15 protein-coding genes are annotated in these 20,836 nt (G+C 41.3%); 8 read left to right on the top strand and 7 right to left on the bottom strand.

Features of this window, described 5'->3' with window-relative positions; genetic code table 11:
* The first annotated feature begins 34 nt into the window (after positions 1 to 34).
* A complete protein-coding gene (locus tag K9M07_02295) occupies positions 35 to 448 on the top strand; it encodes a hypothetical protein (GenBank protein ID MCF7852052.1) in 414 nt (137 codons plus the stop codon).
* Here K9M07_02295 and K9M07_02290 read toward each other — a convergent pair.
* Positions 433 to 1,560, bottom strand: a complete 1,128-nt coding sequence (locus K9M07_02290; GenBank protein ID MCF7852051.1) for a 3-deoxy-7-phosphoheptulonate synthase — start codon at positions 1,558 to 1,560, stop codon at positions 433 to 435. The two genes, K9M07_02295 and K9M07_02290, sit on opposite strands and share 16 nt — an antisense overlap.
* Positions 1,561 to 1,629: 69 nt before the next feature.
* Here K9M07_02290 and K9M07_02285 point away from each other — a divergent pair, with 69 nt between their 5' ends.
* On the top strand, positions 1,630 to 3,018 hold the full coding sequence (locus K9M07_02285) for a sodium:alanine symporter family protein (protein MCF7852050.1): 1,389 nt from the start codon (positions 1,630 to 1,632) through the stop codon (positions 3,016 to 3,018).
* A gap of 1 nt (position 3,019) precedes the next feature.
* The gene (locus K9M07_02280) at positions 3,020 to 4,393 is read left to right on the top strand and encodes a sodium:alanine symporter family protein (protein MCF7852049.1); all 1,374 of its coding nucleotides are present in this window, start codon (positions 3,020 to 3,022) and stop codon (positions 4,391 to 4,393) included.
* Here the strand turns inward: K9M07_02280 and K9M07_02275 are convergent.
* A complete protein-coding gene (locus K9M07_02275; protein ID MCF7852048.1) occupies positions 4,388 to 7,207 on the bottom strand; it encodes a valine--tRNA ligase in 2,820 nt (939 codons plus the stop codon). The genes K9M07_02280 and K9M07_02275 overlap by 6 nt on opposite strands.
* A 72-nt stretch (positions 7,208 to 7,279) precedes the next feature.
* On the bottom strand, positions 7,280 to 10,144 hold the full coding sequence (locus tag K9M07_02270) for a protein kinase (protein MCF7852047.1): 2,865 nt from the start codon (positions 10,142 to 10,144) through the stop codon (positions 7,280 to 7,282).
* Positions 10,145 to 10,293: 149 nt separating this feature from the next.
* Here K9M07_02270 and trpS point away from each other — a divergent pair, with 149 nt between their 5' ends.
* Complete coding sequence (gene trpS / locus K9M07_02265) at positions 10,294 to 11,301, top strand: tryptophan--tRNA ligase (GenBank protein MCF7852046.1); 1,008 nt, start codon at positions 10,294 to 10,296, stop codon at positions 11,299 to 11,301.
* Between the two features lie 29 nt (positions 11,302 to 11,330).
* On the opposite strand, the gene K9M07_02260 is transcribed toward trpS, so the two are convergent.
* Genes K9M07_02260 through ruvB form a run of 3 tightly spaced genes read right to left on the bottom strand, consistent with a single transcriptional unit; the run spans position 11,331 to position 13,929 of the window.
* Positions 11,331 to 11,714 carry a hypothetical protein gene (locus K9M07_02260; GenBank protein ID MCF7852045.1) on the bottom strand — a complete coding sequence of 128 codons (384 nt, stop codon included), beginning with the start codon at positions 11,712 to 11,714 and terminating at the stop codon, positions 11,331 to 11,333.
* Between the two features lie 7 nt (positions 11,715 to 11,721).
* Complete coding sequence (locus tag K9M07_02255) at positions 11,722 to 12,912, bottom strand: hypothetical protein (protein ID MCF7852044.1); 1,191 nt, start codon at positions 12,910 to 12,912, stop codon at positions 11,722 to 11,724.
* An 18-nt stretch (positions 12,913 to 12,930) separates the two neighbouring features.
* Positions 12,931 to 13,929, bottom strand: coding sequence for a Holliday junction branch migration DNA helicase RuvB (ruvB, locus tag K9M07_02250; GenBank protein ID MCF7852043.1), 999 nt, complete (start codon positions 13,927 to 13,929; stop codon positions 12,931 to 12,933).
* 419 nt (positions 13,930 to 14,348) lie between these two features.
* Between ruvB and dcd the strand changes: the two genes are divergently transcribed.
* The 4 genes from dcd to K9M07_02230 all read left to right on the top strand — a co-directional run bounded on the left by dcd (position 14,349) and on the right by K9M07_02230 (position 17,659).
* Positions 14,349 to 14,918, top strand: coding sequence for a dCTP deaminase (dcd, locus tag K9M07_02245; GenBank protein ID MCF7852042.1), 570 nt, complete (start codon positions 14,349 to 14,351; stop codon positions 14,916 to 14,918).
* A 136-nt stretch (positions 14,919 to 15,054) separates the two neighbouring features.
* The gene (ssb, locus tag K9M07_02240; protein ID MCF7852041.1) at positions 15,055 to 15,555 is read left to right on the top strand and encodes a single-stranded DNA-binding protein; all 501 of its coding nucleotides are present in this window, start codon (positions 15,055 to 15,057) and stop codon (positions 15,553 to 15,555) included.
* A 224-nt stretch (positions 15,556 to 15,779) separates the two neighbouring features.
* Positions 15,780 to 16,631, top strand: a complete 852-nt coding sequence (locus tag K9M07_02235) for an RluA family pseudouridine synthase (protein MCF7852040.1) — start codon at positions 15,780 to 15,782, stop codon at positions 16,629 to 16,631.
* Positions 16,628 to 17,659: a glycosyltransferase family 9 protein gene (locus K9M07_02230; protein ID MCF7852039.1), complete on the top strand. Its 1,032-nt coding sequence runs from the start codon at positions 16,628 to 16,630 to the stop codon at positions 17,657 to 17,659. Before K9M07_02235 ends, K9M07_02230 begins: the two co-directional genes overlap by 4 nt.
* Positions 17,660 to 17,790: 131 nt before the next feature.
* Here the strand turns inward: K9M07_02230 and K9M07_02225 are convergent, their stop codons facing one another.
* Entirely contained in the window at positions 17,791 to 20,520 is a 2,730-nt protein-coding gene (locus tag K9M07_02225) for a hypothetical protein (protein MCF7852038.1), read from the bottom strand.
* Positions 20,521 to 20,836 lie beyond the last annotated feature (316 nt).

Below are 20,836 nucleotides of genomic sequence, written 5' to 3'. Positions count from 1 at the left end.
CATTACCTTGTGTTTTTTGAGTGGGTGTCAGAAGTTGACGGTTGAAAGGCACTATGTCGACGAGCGGCAACTTGCATCGACATTTGTGCAAAGTCCCGATCCTTTGCAAAAAAATCCGCCGGTGGGTGAAAAACTATGGATCAATTGGAATATCCCGTCTTCAGCATTCAAATCCCATCATGTGAGTGAAGATGATTCGACTCAGATTTATGAGAGATGCGGGCTTATTTTGACCCTCAAAGTGATTTTTAAAGATCTAAATGAGGATATTGTTTCATATCCCGTGTTATCCCGAAAAGGCTCTGTTGTGTATTCACTTCTCAATCAGGAATATGAAAAAACGGGGGGGATTCTCACCTATTATGCTGAAATAGCAACGATTGAAGGCAAAGTTCTAGAAGTATACAAACAGCAAATGTGGTTTAAACCCATTCACATTAAATCATAAGCTGTGATTGGCGTGCGGGATAAGCTCTCACTTGCATTGCGGATAAGGTATGCCGTCTTCTCGAAATTCATACAGTGGTCCGTAATAGATAAATCCATTGGAGCGTTTTGAATGTCTTTTCCACAATAACGCCCTTCTTGTAAATAGCTTTCTAACATGAGGCCACCTATCGGAAAGGTTTCTTCCAGCATATAGTTCATGCCTTGAGAAAAGGCTTCAACTTGTTGATTTTCAATTCGATTGCCATGGGAACAATCGATCATAATCGGCATTGGAATATGATGGGTTTTTAAAGCATTCGTAGATTGTATCAATGAATTTGCATCAAAATTGGGATAAAGATGCGAACCTCTCAAAATTAAGTGGGTGTAGGGATTACCGTTTGATATAACGGAAGCAGGAGATCCATCGGGTAAAAAAGAGACAAAAGAGTGCCCTGCTCTTGCAAAAGAAATCCCATGAACTGCTGTGTCAATATTGCCATCCACACTGTTTTTGACCCCAACCGGAATAGAAAGATGAGAGGCGATTTGTCGATGGACTTGAGATGTAGAGGTTCGTGCTCCAATCACTCCATAGCTAATGAGATCAATATAATACAGATATAGAAAGGGATCTAAAATTTCAGTTGAGATGGGCATGCCCAGTTCAGCCATTTCTAAAAAAAACCGCCTTGTTTTTAAAATACCCAGTTGAATGTCGTTAGATCCGTCGAGCCGTGGATCATAGATCAAACCTTTCCAGCCTAATTGGGTTCTAGGTTTTTCGACATGGGCGCGCATGACGATGAAAATAGTGTCTGAGACTTCATCAGCGAGGTCTTTTAATTTTTGGGCATATTCAAGCCCCTTTTCGACGCTGTGAATTGAACAGGGGCCAATGATAAACAGTTTGCGTTTGTCTTTGCCGTCTAAAATATGTTTAATACTTTGGATGTGATGAGAAATGGCAGTTTTTGCATTCTCGGATAAGGGGAGCAGTTGTTGGATATCTTGAGGGGAGGGCAATCGGTTCATAACGGTCATTATTCGAATTAAAACACAATTGTTGATAGCATGAATGACTTTATTATTCAATTCCCTCAGTTGCGATGAAGTATCAAAACGCAGCATGACCTGGAATAAAAAGCCGGAATATGGTAAAAGTTGGCATATTTTTTTTTGATAAGAGGCAAAAGTGATATGGATCGACTGATTGAAATACTCACTGAAATTAATGGATATATTTGGGGGCCCCCACTCCTGATTTTTCTGATTTTAGTAGGATTAATTCTCACCTTTAGAACGCGCTTCATTCAAGTAAGGCATCTTTGGTATGCGCATAAGCTTGCCTTTACGAGGCATGATGATTCGGCACAAGGCGATATTAGTCATTTTCAGTCTTTAATGACTGCGCTTGCAGCGACGATTGGGATTGGAAGTATTACAGGGGTTGCGACTGCTATTGTTTCGGGAGGCTTTGGTGCTTTATTCTGGATGTGGGTTGCGGCCTTTTTTGGAATGGCAACCAAGTATGCCGAGGGTATATTAGCCGTTAAGTATCGCGTAGTCGATGAAAAGGGGCAAATGTGTGGTGGCCCGATGTATTATCTAGAGCGGGGGTTAAAATCTAAATTTTTAGCTATAGTCTTTGCGGTTTTAGGCGCGATTACGGCGCTTGGAACGGGAAATTTGGTGCAGTCTAATTCGGTATCGCTTGCTATGCAGGAGATATTTCATGTCCCTCTGCTTTGGAGTGGGGTAGCTCTTTTCTTTCTTGTTGGTATTCCATTAATTTGGGGGATTAAGAGTATTGGGCGTTTGGTTTCTATTTTGGTTCCTGCCATGGCCCTTTTCTATATTGTAGGCGGGCTGATCATTGTTTTTATGAAGATTGATATGGTGCCTCATGCTTTTGGGCTTATTTTTAAGCATGCATTCACTCCTCAAGCGGCTACCGGTGGCTTTTTAGGTGCAACTGTTATGAAGGCAATTCAGATGGGAATATCAAGAGGGATCTTTTCAAGTGAAGCCGGACTTGGAACATCGCCTATTGCCGCTGCCGCTGCTAAAACGGATTCACCCGGAAGACAAGCGCTGGTTTCGATGTCGAGTGTTTTTATTACGACGGTGATTGTTTGTACAATTACGGGGCTCGTCATTGCAACAACAGATGTTTTAGGTGAAATAGGACCCGATGGAAAGCTACTCAATGGCTCAGCGCTGGCATTGCGGGCTTTTGATGCGGTGATTCCCGGTGGTGGCCTCATTGTCACAATCGCATTAATCCCTTTTGCCTATTCCACGATTTTGGGCTGGGCCTATTATGGGGAAAAATGTATGGAGTATTTACTCGGAATTAAAGCAGTTCCGTTTTATCGAATCCTTGCAGCGCTTATTGTCATTCCGGGAGCGATTCTTAATTTGGAGGTTGTGTGGAAAATCGCCGATATTATGAATGGTTTAATGGCCTTTCCCAATCTAGTGGGGCTTTTTTTTCTAACAAAAATTGTCTCCTCTGAAACACGCATTTTCGAAAACCTTTTGCATTCGGAAAGAATCAATCGTCAAAAACAAAATAACGAGGCTTAGAATGGAAAAGACACTTATTTGGGGCTTAGAAACATTTAATTATTTTTTTTGGAATCACTGTCTTTTCGTTCTTCTTGCGATTGTCGGTATTATCTATACGGTGCGATTGAGGGGCGTTCAATTCACTTATTTTATCCACTCCCTCAAACTGGCTTTTTCCAAAGAAAAAGATAAAAATGCCGAAGGCGATATAAGCCAGTTTCAATCGTTGATGACAGCCTTGGCTGCAACGATTGGTATTGCAAGTATTGCAGGGGTTGCAACGGCCATTGTTGCGGGGGGATTTGGCGCTGTTTTTTGGATGTGGGTGATTGCCCTTATCGGAATGGCTACGAAATTTGCCGAAGCGATTCTAGCTGTCAAATTCCGCATGCAAGATCGTCTTGGGATGATGTGTGGTGGCCCAATGTATTACATTCAATATGGGCTAGGTAAGAAATGGCTGGGGGTTTTATTTGCTATTTTTGGAGTGCTCGCTTCATTTGCCGGTGGTAATTTAATTCAGTCTAATTCAATTGCTCATGCGATTGGGACATTATTCGAGGTGCCGGGGAGTTGGACAGGCATTATTCTTTCTATTTTAACTTTTTTAGTTTTAATGAGGGGGATTTCTTCGATTGGCAAGATTTCCGCTTATCTAGTTCCCTTTATGGCTCTGACCTATCTATTAGTCGGTTTCGGTGTAATTGGATACAATTATGATCAAATCATTCCCGTCTTTAAGCTGATTTTTCAATCGGCTTTTTCAGGTCAGGCTGCTGTTGGGGGCTTTTTGGGTTCAACAGTCACTGCTGCGCTTCAATATGGGATTTCAAGGGGAATTTCATCAAGTGAAGCGGGGCTTGGAAGTGCGCCCATCGCCGCTGCTGCTGCGAGAACGGATGAGCCGGGAACGCAAGCTCTTATTTCAATGATTGGAACATTTCTGTCAGTTATTTTAGTTTGTTCGATTACGGCTTTCGCAATTGGTGTGACCGGAGTCTTAGGGCAATTAGATGGCAATGGGAATGTATTAAATGGGGTCGCCCTAGTCATGGCGGCGTTTAAAACGCTATTTCCCTTCGGTAATATCATTGTCGCGATTGGAGTGATTCTTTTTGGCTACTCAACGATCTTGGGTTGGGCTTATTATGGCGAAAAATGCATTGAGTATCTTTTTAAAGAAAAATCCATTTTTTATTTCAGAGTGCTTTTTTGCATGTTTGTTTTTATTGGAGCGATTCTCCATCTAGATCTCGTTTGGCCTATTGTTGATTTAACCAATGGACTCATGGCGCTGCCCAATTTAATCGCCCTATTTGGATTATCTAATGTCGTTACGACGGAATCAAGAGTCTTTTTTAAATCATTACGCAAAAAGCACGCTTTGTCATAGCTTGCTTTGGATTTCGTCGATCTTGATCTTAGTCGTTGTTAAGTTCTCTCGTGTTTTATCAACAAGCTCAGCCGGTGCTCTTTCGATAAATTGAGCGTTAGAGAGTTTGTTTTCTAAATCAACGGCTAGTTTTTGAAGTTTTTCCAATTCTTTTTCCAAGCGCTTTTGTTCTGCTTCAATGAGAATTTTAGGAAGAGGAATCAATAGCTTGACGTGATTGAGCATGCCGGTAGCGGCATATTCAATTTTTGGAAGATCAAGACAAAACTGAAGTGTTTTAATTTTTACTAGTGCCTTAATGATGATTTCATTTTCTTTGATGATCTCAATGAATTGTGAGTTGGGGTCACCGGAGTAGAAGACATCAACAGGTTCAGAAGGGGGGATTTGCATTTCCCCTCGTATGTTGCGCACTTTATAGATTAACTCATTGACAGACTGGAAGTTAGATTCAACGATTTCATCGATGTCTTTAGAGCGGAAAACAGTAGGAAAAGGGGCGATAGCGCATGCTTCGCTCTGAAGAGCGCGCGTTGTATTTTCCGTATAAGGATCTGCATGATTTTTAAGGTGTAAATTTTTAAAACGCTGATTTAAGTGGGAAAAGATCTCTTCAGTAATAAAGGGGGCAAAAGGGTGAATGAGACGCACGCTAGCGACTAGAATAACAAGAAGAATTTTCCTTTTATTCATGGATTGAATGGGGTGCTGTTTCTCATTAAAGAAATAAGGTTTTGTCGTTTCGAGATAATAGGCGCAAAACTCATCCCAGAAAAAGGAGTAGACGCTGAGGGCTGCATCATCAAAATCATAAGAGTCAAGGCACGCGCTCACTTGTTGAATGAGTCGATTGAGTCTAGACAAAATCCATAAGTCATCAAGTGTTGTCGAATTGAAATCGAGTCCTTTAGCAAATTCTTCGGAGGTCAAGGGCTCGAGGTTCATTAAAATGAACCGCGCGGCATTCCACAACTTATTTGAAAAATTTTTATACTCTTCAAAACGGCGACGATCGAGGTCGATTTGTCGCGAATCGGTCACACTGGAGCAAAGGGCCATGCGCATAGCATCGGCTCCGTATAAGTGGATGATTTCAAGGGGATCGATCACGTTGCCTTTCGATTTAGACATTTTTTCCCATTTAGAAGAAATGTCTTTGGGGAGGGGCTCTCCCATTTCATATTTTAAGCGCTCTTTAGAGGTGAGATAGTGAGTTTGTCCTTCTTTATCGGTATGCCAATAGGATTTTCCATAAATCAGTCCATGAATAAATGTTTTATGAAAGGGGATTTGTTTTAGGGCAATATGGCTCATAAGCATCATACGCGCTACCCAGAAGAAGAGGATATCATGTCCGGTGATCAAAATCGATGTGGGGAAGAATTTGTTAAAATCTTCAGATGAGTCAGGCCATCCAAGCGTTGAAAAAGGCCATAGGGCGGATGAGAACCAGGTATCGAGAACATCCTCATCCTGTTCCCATTGTGACGGATCTTTTTTAATTTCATCCGGTAGATCATCCCCATCATAGCAGAGCATTTGATCGGGATTGTTCTTGTGATACCAAATGGGAATGCGATGTCCCCACCAAAGCTGTCTGGAAATACACCAATCGCGCAAGTTTGTAATCCAGGCTTCGTATGTCTTGTGATAATGTTGAGGTAATAACTCAACTTTTCCCGAATGAACGAGATCGAGGAGTTCATCTCTGAAAGCGCTCATTTTGACAAACCATTGCTTTGAAAGGTAGGGTTCGATAACGGCTTTAGATCGATAGGAGTAGCCGATGCGGTTGATATGGGGCGTTGCTTTAACAAAAGCTTTTAATTCTTTCATCTTTTCAATGACGGCTTCTCTGGCTTCCTGCATTGTAAGGCCTTCAAAATGACCGCCATTTTCATTGATTTTCCCATCCGGTGTCATGATATTAATCATAGGAAGTCGGTGCTTAAGTCCAATTTCATAGTCATTGAAATCATGAGCAGGTGTGATTTTAACACACCCCGTTCCAAATTCCGGATCGACATAAGTATCCCCAATAATTGGGATTTCACGATCACAGAGAGGTAGGTATACTTTTTGACCAATAAGGTGTTGATAGCGTTCATCTTTAGGTGAAACGGCTACAGCCGTATCTCCAAGCATCGTTTCAGGACGTGTTGTCGCAATTTCAATAAAGTCATTTGTCCCGATGATGGGGTAGCGGAAATGATATAAGTGGGATTTTGCTTCCTCGTATTCCACCTCGTCATCTGCTAAGGCCGTTTGCGTTATAGGATCCCAGTTAACAAGATAATCACCTCTATAAATCAACCCTTCATCGTAGAGTTTTTTAAAGGCCTTTCTCACTGCTGCCGAGGACTTTTCATCCATAGTGAATCGTTTGCGCGACCAATCCAAAGAACAGCCAACCATCTTGAGCTGTTTGATGATTTCCTCTTCGTGTTTTTCCTTCCAAACCCAAATATGCTGCAAAAAGGCTTCACGTGTGTAATCTTTTCTGCGTTTCCCTTCGGTTTTAATCAGATGTTTTTCAACAACAGTCTGTGTGGAGATGCCTGCGTGGTCAAAGCCCGGAAGCCAAAGTACTTCATATCCTTGCATCCGCTTATAGCGGATCAAAATATCTTGTAGAGTATCATCTAAGGCGTGACCCATATGAAGGACACCCGTCACATTTGGAGGGGGGAGGATAATACAAAAGGGAGGTTTTTCGCTTTCTACATTTGCCTTGAAAAATTCTCTTGTTTCCCAAAAAGATTGCCATTTAGGTTCAACTTTTAGATGATCATAGGATTTAGGCAGTGTTGACATAGCTTCTCGGTTTTAAAAAATTTGTAAAAAATCATAGCAAATTATCAATGGATTGTCAAAGTGGTTGATTTCTTAATTTTTCATAAGGGATTGGATCATCAGGGCTTTGTTTTTTTTATTAGTGGCAATATACATGATATAGAGTTGTTCATAGAGGGATCTTTTTTCTAGAAAGAGGGCTTGATCTGCCCATTTCCCTTTAATATCGATATATTTTGAGACATAGTGAGCCAGAAGCGCCGTCACAGGAGGATGGGGAAGTTCAATGAGTTGGCGATAGGATTCAATGAGTCTTTTTTTTCCATCTGTTGCCATAAGATAAATCGCGTAAGGTGCATAGAAGTGGGAAAGGGGATGGGTAACCTCTGATGGATAACGCTCTAAAATTGAGCGAGCGCGATGAAAGTCTTTTAAGAGCAGTAGAATTTTAACATGTAAGATATCAATCGATTCGCGGTATTTTGAGGAGATTTTTAATTGATCGATGAATGAGGAAAAAGGGGCCCATTCATTGGAAGAAATATGGGGGAGAAAAGCATCATATAGATAATATATAGCTTCAATTTCCATTTTCCCAATGGGACCATTGATAAATTTTGATAATTGATCGAGGGAGTTGGTTAGCCTGTGTTTCCCATAAGGTTGTGTTGGATCATCTGAATATTGACTCTTCGCGCTATCAAAAATCTGAGTATATGGACTGGGGCTCATATTTCCGAATTTAGGTAGGCAGTTGGCTTGATAACAAATTTTCACAAGGCCAATGAGATAGTCTATTTTGGCATTATCGCTGTAGTTTGAGCTTTCAATACGCTCAAGTGCCACGGCAACATCTTCATAAGCGTGCAGGTAAAGAAGGGAAAACAAGCAATTGCCAATGATGATTTCAGGGTAGGCTATGGGTTCTTCGAGGCGATAGAGGATTTCATTGATATAAGTTTTTTTCTTCATCCAAAGACTGAGCCGAATGGTAAGATAAACAAAGCGTTCTTTTTCTGTTTTGAAATAGGGTGGTTTTAGAAAAAGCGAGATCAGTTCAATGTTTTTTTCAATGCTTTTAAAGAAAAAAAGAGTTTCTTTAGATTTGAGGGCATCCGGAAAAAAATGCAGCGCTAAAAGAGCAAAGGCGTACGTTTGTTTTCGATCCATGCGCGTTGTTTCGTGCATGCGAAAGATGATTTGCTCTTGAAGCATATGGATAAGAGGATGGCGAGGATATTTTCTCAGGCCAAGTTCTAAGCATTTAATCTCCTCCTCAATGTCATGATCGAGCTTATAGATCATTGATTTCCCTAAGTATTCAAGAGGCGCACCTGAGGTTTTTTCAAGTTTTTCAAATTCGAAATTGGATTGATTCAGACATTTTTGGCGCTCAGCCGTATTTTGAGTTTCTTTTGCTTTTTCAAGAAGTGTGACTCCTGCTCTAAAAACAGCCTCTCTTCCTTCAGCTCTTCCTTTAAAAGATTGAGCGATCCGTTGATACTCTTGAAAGGCTTTATGAAAATCCTTAGAAGCTAAAAAGGCATCGGGGACACTTAAGCAGTTGATCATTGCCGATTGCGATCCGACATAAACATTCCAATTTTCAATTTTGAAATCCATGTCTTTACATACAAGTCCGATATGGGATCCAACAATCGGGATATAGCCGACAAAGTTTAAGACGAGTTGTCCGTCTAAAAATAAGCTGACCCGGTTTTCAATTTTTTCAATAACAAGGTGATAAGACTTTCCTTTTTTAATTGAAACTTCAGAAATATTGAGGACTTCGATGTTCGATCGATAAAGCCGGATACCCGGATTCTTTTTTGTTCCAATCCACAAACAATACCCTTCTTCCAGTTCTCTTCGCGATGCCGCTTCCGGAATACAAAATAGTAGGCCAATACCTTGAGATGAATAACTGACAGCCAAATCGGCTTCTATCTTAAAATTTCCCGTATAACTCCCTTTGGAAATCATCAGCATGACCCACTGCATCATTTCGCTGCTGCGTGTGAGCGCGACATTACGGCTAAGAAGGATATTTTCTTGGAATTCCCAAATCTCTTTGTCGTCAATGGCAAATTGGTTTTGAAAGATCCAATCGGGTTTGCCCTCAATATAGTGTTCTAAGGCGTGAATGAGTTCAGAGACATGTTGGTAGCGCTCTTCGGGATGGAATGCTAAGCATTTTTTAATGATTTCACTGAGCTGGAGTGGAATATCTCTTTCCGGAGCCGCTTCAATCGGATCAATAAGACGCTCATATTTTGCGTTTTTTCTAAATTCAGATAGGGATTTCCGTCTAAAGGGTGTTTTTAGCGTGAGAAGTTGATAGAGAATCACTCCCAAAGCATAGATGTCGGATTGGATACTTGCGGGATGACTAAATGCCCGTTCAGGTGCCATATAGGTGAGAGTTCCAACGGCTTTGCCGGGTCTTGTCAACTCATGGGGGATACTATCGGGGATTTCGATGTCTTCTTCAAGCTCATAGTCTTCGATCAGATATTTTGCCAATCCCCAGTCTAAAATCAGAACTTGGCCAAACTTTCCGACCATAATATTACCGGGTTTTAAATCCCGATGGATAATTTTTTTAGAATGGGCAAATGAAATGGCTTGGCATACATTGAGGAAAATCCTGACCAATGAACCGATAGATGAGCCAATAGGATGAGGGGATTCGCTATTTTTTTCTCTTTCAATGGTGTTTTTTAAAATTTCCTTGAGAGAGTCTCCTTCAATAAAGGGCATCGTATAATAGGCTTCATTTTCTTCCTGATGGATAAAATAAATGGGGATAATGGACGGGTGAGAGAGCTGAGCGGCAATTTTAGCTTCTTTTAAAAACCGCTGCTTAACCGATTCATATTTGAGATATTCACTGCGTATGCGCTTTAAGGCAACAACGCGCTCGCAAGTCGGATCATGGGCGAGGAAAACTTCGCCCATTCCCCCCTTGGCAATGAGGTTCTTAATTGTATAAATCCCAATTGATTCCATGTATTTGGGTATAACATAAATAATTGATATTTTTCAGCATTGTTTGAAAAAAAACAGATGAGTATACTCCCGCTCAAGTTAAATAAGGTGTAAGTAAGGTGTCGCGAAAAAAAATTATTCTCACGGGAGACCGGCCGACCGGTAAATTGCACTTAGGTCACTATGTCGGATCTCTTAAGGCCCGTGTTGATTTGCAGAGCAACTATGAACAATATGTCATGATTGCAGATGCACAAGCGCTTACGGATCACTACAGTGAGCCTGAAAAAGTGCGCGAACATGTTCTCGAAGTTGCTATGGACTACCTCTCTGTCGGAATCAATCCCAAAGAGACAACGATCTTTATTCAATCTATGATTCCCGAAATTCATGAATTGGCCATGTATTTTCTTAATCTTGTGACATGGAATCGCTTGCAGCACAATCCAACGGTCAAAGCGGAAATTAGACAAAAGGGGTTCAAAGAGGGGATTCCTGCGGGGTTTATGACCTATCCCGTGTTTCAGGCTGCCGATATTACTGCCTTCCATGCCGATCTGGTTCCTGTCGGTGAAGATCAAAGGCCCATGATTGAGCAGACAAATGAAATTGTCCGTTCATTCAACCGCATCTACAAGTGCGATGTATTAAAAGAAGTCGAGGCTCATGTTCCGAAAATAGCTCGCCTTCCCGGCATTGACGGTTCGAATAAAATGAGTAAGACCCTAGGCAATGCAATTTATCTATCCGAAGATCCCGACTCGGTAGTGAAAAAGATCAAAAAAATGACGAGCGATCCCAATCACGTCAATATTGAAGATCCGGGTCAGGTGGAAGGAAATCCTGTCTTTATTTATCTCGATTGTTTTTGTTCCGATATTGAGAGGCTCGATGAATTGAAGGCGCATTATGCGCGAGGTGGCCTTGGCGATGGAGTGCTAAAAAAATATCTTGCTGAAGTTCTTGTTGAGTTTCTAAAACCGATTCAACGCAAAAGAGCTGAAATTGAAAAAAATAAAGGCGACGTTCTTAAAATCCTCAAAAAGGGGACTGAAGTAGCGCGAGAAAAAGCTGCGGATACGTTAAAAAGAGTTAAGCAGGTCATGCACCTCGACTATTTTGCTTGAGCGGAGGCTTAAACCATCAAAAAAATTCCCTATTCAGGATGTGAAGCTTCTTGATCTTCTTCGATTTCGTGGTTGAGGTCTTCTTCTCTTTCATCTTCATCGGGAGTTCTGCTTTCAAAAAGTTCTTTTCCCAGAAGATAAATGGCTGAAACGATGAGAACAACCGGGAGTAGGATTTCCCATGAAACATTGAAGTGGGCGGTGATAAAGACACCCACGAAAACAAAAAGAGAGATAAACATATCATAATAACGGCCAAGTAGAGCTTGTCTCACGGCAAGGGGAATCCCTATGGCAAGCATAATGCCCGGCCACCACGATTTAAAATAGACAATGAATGCAAGTCCAAAGAGAAATAGAGCAGAAGAGATCGCCTTAGCTCGTCTTTTTGAAGTGAAAGGGTGAGTCATCATATTTCTCCTACTTAAGAGTATGTAAATTAAATTCTGTTAAACCTTTCATTTGTGCGAGATGGGTGAGGGGAAAAAAATCACTTAAAATTTGGGTGGCTTTTTCTCCATTGCGGGCAAGGTAGTTTGCGCTAAATAAGCATAAGCCGGCTCCAAGTCCTTCTCCATAGCCTTCAAATAAAATCGTGTTTTGCTCGAGTGTAATTGTAAAATCATTACTTTTTAATTGGTCTTCACCGAGTTTTTTTTGCAGTGCAAGCAAGCTAATGTCTTTTGTTTGATTCTTGCCTTTGACTCGAAGGGCATAAACGCGACTAGAGGCATTATCGACAAATAGATCAATCCCCGTAATTTGATCGATTTGCATTAGATTTGCTAAATCATCCCGATGCATTTTAAATCCCCAAGAAGAGGCCATACGGTTTTTACGGGCGATGGGAGATTCAACTCCTTCAGGGGAAGAGGCCTCTTTTCGGTAAATTCCCTTATAACTTGCGGTGCGTCCGGCAGAATTTTTGGTAACTTCTGCGGGGAAAGCCCCCCCTTTATATGTCATGATGACGTATTTTGTCGCATCGACGGAGAGATCGATTTCTGAAGAGAGTTTTGTCATGACTGTGCCGAAATAATTTTCCTCAATCCCATCGACATGCCAAAGGCAATCCATGTTTTTAGTGGCAAGAAAGTAGGCTTTTGTTCTCTCGGTAATAGCAAGGGCTTCTAATGCCGGGAAGGAGATCATTTCATCTGCAAAACGAGAGGCAAGGCGGGATTTAATGTAGAGTTCGATATCCGTGTCGTTGATGAAATATAAAATGTCATCGATATAATGGACTTCAAGCGATCCGAAAAATTCGGTGCCATTCACGAGAAAGGTCGTAGCCGGATCTTTGGGTACAATACGCAATTGATAAGTGTGATCGAAGGAATTTCCCCACTTCATTCCCATTTTTTGAGGAAATAAGAAATGGCGTTTTTCTGACGAGGATGTGTAAAGAGTTTTACCGGTTTTTAAATCAAAAATGGAAAACCCCTCTTTGATTTCAATTAAAGCTCCTTCAGAGTTTTGTAGTACGAGAACTTTAATAGATGCCGGCTTCTCATTGGTATGCTCGTCGGTTTTTTCAGCAAATGCACTGAATATAAGGGTCATATTTAATATGGTAAACACTCTACAAAGAGAATTGCGCAATTGTATCATTGATTTATCCTAACAAATTTATTTGCGTATCATTCCCAGGTGCCTGTAAGCGAGTGGTGTGGCTTCTCGGCCACGAAGAGTGCGCTTAATAAACCCCTGCATCAATAAATAGGGCTCATAGACATCGCTAATTGTTTGCATCTCTTCACCAACAGCAGCCGATAGGGTTTTTATCCCAACGGGGCCACCATTATAATGCTCGATCATTACCTGGAGAATTTTCTTGTCCATTTCATCTAAACCTTTATGATCAATGGCTAACATATCAAGCGCTTTTTTGACAGCAATTTTATCAGCCCGGCCTTGGTTTTTAATTTGGGCATAATCGCGAACCCATTTGAGAAGATTGTTGGCGATACGGGGTGTTCCCCGCGATCTTCCTGAGATTTCAATGGCTCCTTCCTCTTCAATATTGAGGTTGAGGATGCGGCTTGAGCGGCAAATAATTTCTTTGAGTTCAAGGGGGGTATAATAGTCAAGGCGTGCAACGAAGTTAAAGCGCGAGCGCAGAGGAGAGCTTAAAAGGCCAACACGCGTGGTAGCGCCAATAAGAGTAAAGGGATTTAGCGTGACGCGGACACTGCGCGCATTTGTTCCTGAATCGATCAGTAAATCGAGGGAGTAATTTTCAAGGGCGGGATAAAGGTATTCTTCAATATTGCGCGATAAGGCGTGAATCTCATCGATAAAGATGATATCGCCTTCTTGTAGATTTGTTAAAAGACCCGCTAGGTCACCGGCTTTTTCAAGGGCAGGGCCGGAAGTAATGACAAGATGTGTTCCCATTTCTTTTGCTAAAATATTAGCAAGCGTTGTTTTACCAAGTCCCGGCGGACCATAGAAAAGAGTATGCCCAAGGTGTTCATTGCGCTCTTTGGCGGCGCGGACAAATACGTCGAGACGCTCTTTTACTTGTGAGTGGCCGATAAACTCATTGAGGTATGAGGGTCTCAGCTGAGAATCAAATTGTTGATCTCTTTCGTTAAATTCTGCAATAGAGTGTTCTTGGGAATCCATTATAAGTACTCTTTTTTGGGATAAATCTGATCAAAATAAGCTCGAGGCTTTTGCAATTAAACAATAGTGTTTAATTGCAAAAATCCGCCGGCTTATTTTGATCATCTTTTCCCGCCTGACGATCTGTAAAAGTTCAGAGTGACTCACTCAAGTCTACCCTGAACTTTTACAGACCATCAGACAGAAAAACCTGATTAAAATAAGCTCGAGGCTTTTGCAATTAAACACTAGCAGGAAAACAGTTTTTTCGATAGCCTTATCGAGATAATGAAGTGAGTTATTAAAAAAATCCCCTCCATGAAATAGAGGAGATTTTTTGACGGGTTCAAGGAATATTGGCTATCAATGGCTGCCGCTTGAGCTCCCGGCCGAAGCAGGGGGATTGGCCAGCTTGGCCTCCGTTCATTAAAGGAGTGAAAATGAGTATTCAGTCAGATAAATGGATTAAAAAAATGGCGCTTGAGCATGGGATGATCGAGCCGTTCTGTGAGGAGCTGGTTCGCGAAGTCAATGGCGCGCGCGTTGTTAGTTTTGGGCTCTCTTCTTATGGGTATGATTTGCGTGTTGGGAACCAATTTAAGGTGTTTACCAATGTGTATAATTCAATTGTTGATCCCAAAGCGTTTAAAGAAAACTCGTTTGTTGATATTGAAGGAGATGAATGTATTATTCCTCCTAATTCATTTGCTTTAGCAGTGAGTGTTGAGTATTTTCGCATTCCCCGTGATGTTCTCACAATGTGTATTGGAAAGTCGACGTATGCCCGTTGTGGTATTATTGTCAATGTAACCCCTTTTGAACCTGAATGGGAGGGTTATGTGACATTGGAGATTTCAAATACGACGCCGCTTCCCGCTAAAGTCTATGCAAATGAAGGGCTTGCCCAGGTTCTTTTTTTCAAGGCGCAAGAGGCTTGTCTCACCTCCTACAAAGATCGTGCGGGAAAATACATGATGCAAGAGAGGCGAATCGTTACTCCGAGAATGTAGTTTCTTGTGAATAATACTTCAATTCCCTATTCTTATACTTTGTGAATCAATTCATAGCTTATGTAAGTTATGATATCTCGTATTGAGATAGATCAGAAGTCAGCGAGAAAATGCCAACTATTGAAGAGGTAAAAATATGAATCACATCATGATCGCCGGTCATTTGGGAAATGATCCAGAAGTACGCTTTACATCCGGTGGAGCCAAAGTGACTGCATTTCGAGTTGCAGGGAATGTTCGCCGTGGTGGCAAAGATGAGACAATTTGGTGGAGAGTCACTGTCTGGGGTGAGCAATTTGATAAGATGATTTCTTATCTTAAAAAAGGTAGCCCTGTTATCGTCCATGGCGAATTATCAAAGCCGGAAATCTTTAAAGACAAAGAGGGAAATCCGCAGGTATCACTGAATGTGACGGCGCAAACGCTCTCTTTTAGTCCGTTTGGTCGAGGAGATCGCAACCAAGAGGGTGGATCAACAAACCAAAATTTTTCTAGAGCACCTGTGCAGAGCCATCATCAAGAAACGAATCATGGCAATACATCTGATATGAATTATTCTTACTATGACCAGCCCGAGCAGGGACAAGGTCAGCAAGACATGGCCCATACATTTTCGGATGATGACATCCCTTTCTAAGAAGCTATTTATATCGCTCGTGATTCAAGAGTTGGAATTTTTAGAAGCCGGCTCCCCGCTTGGTCGATTTGACCTCGCCTCTGCCTATTGTCAATAGCGCAGCGGCTCGGGTCAAAAGGCCTTCGGCCTGATCGACCATCGGCGCGCCGGCTTCTAAAAATTCCAACTCTTGAATCACTCCCGGTATAAAAGAATGTCATCCAAGATTTTAAATAGGTTCTAAAATGAGCGGCTCATTGATTCATTTAAGGGTTGATAAGGAAAATGTCTCTTTGGTTGCTTTTTTGCATATGACGCAGCTCGCTACATATTCAAAAAAAGAGATTAAAAGGGCTTTAGAAAAAAAAGCCTGCCGAGTCAACGGTCATATTGAGACCTTTGCTTCTAGGGTTCTCAAGGTAGGCGATCGAGTGACTTTTGATCTCAATCGCCTGAATAAAAAGCCACTTGAAGTTCTTTTTGAAGATGAAGATCTGATTGCTATAGATAAACCTCCTTTTTGGGTTGTCGATCCTATGAATATTCATCGTTCATTAGGCGCCCCATATCACATGGTTCATCGATTAGATAAGGAAACAACCGGGGTTCTTCTCCTCGCTAAAAAAGAAGAGGTCAAACAGGCTCTAGAAGGGCTTTTCTTTAACCGTCAAATGAATAAGACATATGTGACGCTTGTCCAAGGTGATCTAAAAAAAGAGGCCGGGGTTATAGAGGGAGAAATCGATATTCTAACGCAGTCGGGCGGAAGTAAAGTCATGGGACTCAGGCAATCTGAGACCTCTAAATCGGCAAAAACTGAATATCGAGTGATCCATCAAAAGAGAGATATTGCTTTATTAGAGTGTTATCCTCATACGGGAAGAACACATCAAATTCGAGTCCACCTTACTTCCATAGGTCTTTCCATTTTGGGGGATAGTCAATATGGCAGTGCCAAGCAGATGGCATCGCGCATGATGCTTCATGCGGCAAGCTTAAAATTTATACATCCTATCAAAAATGAGATGATTCACATTCAATCGGCTCTTCCACTTGACTTTACCCACGCGATGCACCGCTGGGGGATTGAGGTATGAAGGTCTTAATTGTTAAAATGTCTTCAATAGGGGATATTTTACAGACTTTTTTTGCCGTAGATTATATTAAAAAGAAGCATCCCGGAGCTATTGTCCACTGGCTCTGCGATACGAGGTTTAAAGATATTGTTGAAAGTCATCCTCATGTTGACAGTGTAATTGATGTCGATACCAAGCATTTAAGAAATACCTCATTCAAAAAGATCCTTAAAGACATTGCTCGACTTAAGTCTTTAAAGTATGATCTTCTTTTCGATTTGCAGGGGAATATTAAATCCTCCATTATTTCTTTATTTATTCAGGCTCCAATCAAAGCGGGGTATGAATTTCGCTCTGCTCCGGAATGGCCTCATGCCCTTACCATGACTCATCGTTATCCGGTGCAAAAGGATGAGCCTATTGTGCATCAGTATCTTTCTATCTTACAGCAATATTTCAAAGATCGAGAGGAGTATGTTTTTCCCAAAATACGTCTTAATTTATCGCAATCCGATATTGATTTTTTGTCTCAAACAAGGATAGAAATCCCCATCAATTGTCTAATGATTTGCTTTGGCTCAAATTGGAAAAATAAACGGATGAAAAAAAGACATTTGATTGCCCTCCTCAAATCCATTGCAAAAGAATATCAGGTTCATTTTATCTTCATTTATAAAAGTGAAGAAGAAAAACTACTGGCTAAGCAGTTAGGGCTTATTTTTAGCTCTCAGGCCCAAGTTGTTGGAAATCTATCCATTCCACTTTGGCAATATTTAATGTCAAAATGCCGGGGTGTCATCAGCATGGATTCTGCAGCACTTCATCTCGCTGCCCATCTTCGATTAAAAACATTTGCTTTTTTTGGTCCGTCCAATGCCCAAATTTATAATCCTCTTGGGAAAGAGCATATGGCATATCAAGGACCTTGTCCTTACCAAGTGCAATTTGTGAAGCGGTGCCCTTTTTTGCGCACATGTGAAACGGGGGATTGTATGCATTCGATTGATCTGGATTTAGCCTTTGTTCAAATCAAACGTTGGCTTAACTAATCTATACCGCTCGTCATTCAAGAGTTGTTTTTTTTGTCGCCGGCATCCCCGCTTGGTCGATTTACCTCACCTCTGCCTATTGTCAATAGCGCGCCCTTTCGGTAAAGGGCCTTCGGCCCGATCGACCATCGCTATAGCCGGCTTCTAAAAATTCCAACTCTTGAATCACTCCCGGTATATACTGCTTGTGTGATTCGGGTGAGCGGGTTAGCGCGTCGATCTAGTCCGGCATCGATGGCTTCGCGCTCTTCAATCATACATTCGAAGATAGAAGAGTCTGAGCAACGGGCCTCGATTGCGCGTACTTTGACTGCAGATAAATGCATTGATTCTTGCAAGTATTGGGTTCCCTTGTGAATCATTGCGCTTACGCTTGCCGGATTGAGAAACATCTTTAGGGAGCGTTGAATGCTTGATTCGATCATAGGTGAAACTTGTGAGACTGCCCCATCTGACAGGGATTTTCCAATTCCGGTGATTGCTGAGCTTACCCAAGTTGGAATGAATCCGGATAGTGTTGAGCTAATGCTCTCATGAGTAGATACGGCACACTCCGGAAGATAGCTTGACATTTTAGAAACCGTTGAGGCAGCTATTTTAGGAGCTAAGTTTTTTAGAGTATTTGGTAGTGTTTCTCGATAAAATTTATCGTGCTGTCTACGCATATCAATACGTGCGGCATCATCGCCATATTGATCATCCCATGTATCGAACATATCGGAAACAGTCTTTAAAATAGGCTTCTCTACCGATTCTAAATACTCGGAGCGGTGACTAATATGAGAAACAACTGATTGGGCAATAGCCGTTGCAATGAATTCCTTATATCGACAAATAAGTGACCAAATTCCGGCATCCATCCATCCGGAATCAGATTTTAATGTGTCTAACATTTGGTCTAAAAGTAGCATGACTTGATCGATAACGGGTTGTAATTCCTTAAGGGAATGAGCAGGGGGTTCAATCGCTGTTGCGTCGGATGGGCTATCAGAGCCGGATTCCGATTCTAGAGAGGGTGTCAATACTTGATTAAGCAATTCATAAATAGGGCCGTGAAGACCATTTTTATTCGATATCGATTGAGTGAGCGTCATAAAAATGGAGCTCATGATGGTCACAAGATTTTCTTTTAAAAATTGTTTTAAAAGGAAGTTAATCACGAGGTTTTGGATAGGTGCCTCTACGAGCTGATAGTAATAGGCAATCGTAGAAAAGATGACGGCAATAAAATTTCTAATGAATGCAACAATGGGTTGAGCGCCTTCCGGTGCGGCAAAGTAGGCGTAAACAGATTGTGCAATGACCTTAGGAGGGGTTGAAAATTGAATATTCTTTGAAAGAAAGCGATTTAAAAAGGTTTCGCAGAGATTTTTATAGAGCGCATTTGTTTTCTCTTTGACAAGAGGTCCTAAAGTTTCATCTCTAGGGACAGAGTTAACTTGTTCTTCAGTTAGGTTGAGCCCAAAGATATCCATTGCTTCTTGAAAGAGAGATGTTTTAGAGATTTCTTCTTCATATCTCAAATCAAACTCTTCCTTGAGTTCAGATAAATCCTTGTCATTTTCCTCAGCAAAATCACTTAGAACCAAGACGATTTGTTTATCCCAAATTGTAGTGCGGATATGATCGTATGCTTTGGAGGGGTCTTCAGCGGAGCCGGCTGCCTGAGCGACTGTCGCTAAATGAACTTGCTCTTTGATGATGCGTCTTTCGATATGCTGATAGTGCGTTTCGGTAATGGATTTAAGAGAATCGTATTGTTTCAGCGCAAGTTCGATGAATTGTGCGTCTGAGAGGTCTTCAACGCTATCAGGCAATTTAATCGGATTTTTTGCCGTGGTATTTCTGGCGAGAAGTGTGAGTTTAAGTGAATTGAATTGTCTATGGTCTCGATATGCGCTGAGATCACCGGCTTTACCAAGCAAATGATCAATAGCAATAGAGTTAAAGATTTCCCATTCTCCGTGGGAAATCCCCCATTTCTGTGCAATACTTTTACGCATTGCCATGGGTAATACGGTTTTTGATCGATCGCTCAAGTAGCGGTTGATAATCTCTTCTGAAAAGCCTTGGTCCTGTAAAATATTTTTTGCTGCTTGAGAATAATGGCTATCTAAATCAGGCAGTTCTGATTTTGCCGCATCATATAAAAAATCATCCGGATCATGTGATTGTGTTAAAATATGGAGGATCGTTTCTCCAATTTTTCTTTTTTCTGCAAAATGACAAGTATCGGTTTTTTTCAGCTGACTTTTATCGAGTTTTTCAATCTGGGTAAATGATGATAAAACAGGGATAAAAAGATCATTTAAGGATTCAAATAAGCGGGCTCCAATTTGTGTGTCTGAGCCGCGCAAGAATTCTTCTATAATATCTTTTTTGATGAGGGCGTGGTAAAACTCAGAGCCGACGAGATCCATTGCCGTTAAGCAGTAATTAAAAAAGGGTTCTAAAACAGCAATGATAATGGGTCTTATAAAAGGAGAAATATGAGGGCTATTTTGAATGGCGCGTTTTAAATTACCGACAAAAGATTCGGGATGGAGGGGATCAAAGACACTGGGTTTTTCTTTTGATCCGGCAAAAGCAGGTGCTCCGTTAACCAAATCCATATTTTCATCCATGAATCCAACCATAATAGAAGCGGCAAAGTAGACGATCAGCGCTGTGAGACGGTATTTTACTTTGTAAAGGGCATCAGCTCGATCAGTTGTATTTGTAGCGATGGGAGAGAGGGGGATGTCGAGAGGGCGTGCGCGTGCTGAAAGTGAAGGCGCATCGCTCTTAGATTCTCCTAAAAAGGGAATAGCATCTATAGCTGCTCGAGAGGAAGGTGGCATGGCGCCGACACTTTCGCTCATTGGGAGGGGCGCTAGTGGATTGAGGGATAGAAAAGAAAGCATATATTTATATTATTATTTATTTATCATTTAAATATTCTACAATAAATTGGATTTAATTTAAAGTGGTATTTGGTATTACTCTTTAAAGCACAGTGACTTAGGGTAGGTGTAGGCTGTTGATAGTAAGATGTTTGCGAACGAAAATAATAATAAATAGTTTAATTTGACTCCGAAGGTCCCTAGATATTTGTTTTTGTGGACTGGTTAATTAAATTTGTTTTAACCTAAAATTGATCATCCCAAAATAAATATAAAAAAATTTTGACAGCCCAAA

The sequence above is a fragment of the Simkaniaceae bacterium genome (genome assembly GCA_021734805.1).
In the GTDB taxonomy this organism is placed as follows: Bacteria; Chlamydiota; Chlamydiia; order Chlamydiales; family JACRBE01; genus Amphritriteisimkania.
Note: the sequence above shows the minus strand (reverse complement) of the source record. Positions and strands in the feature narration are given on the sequence as shown.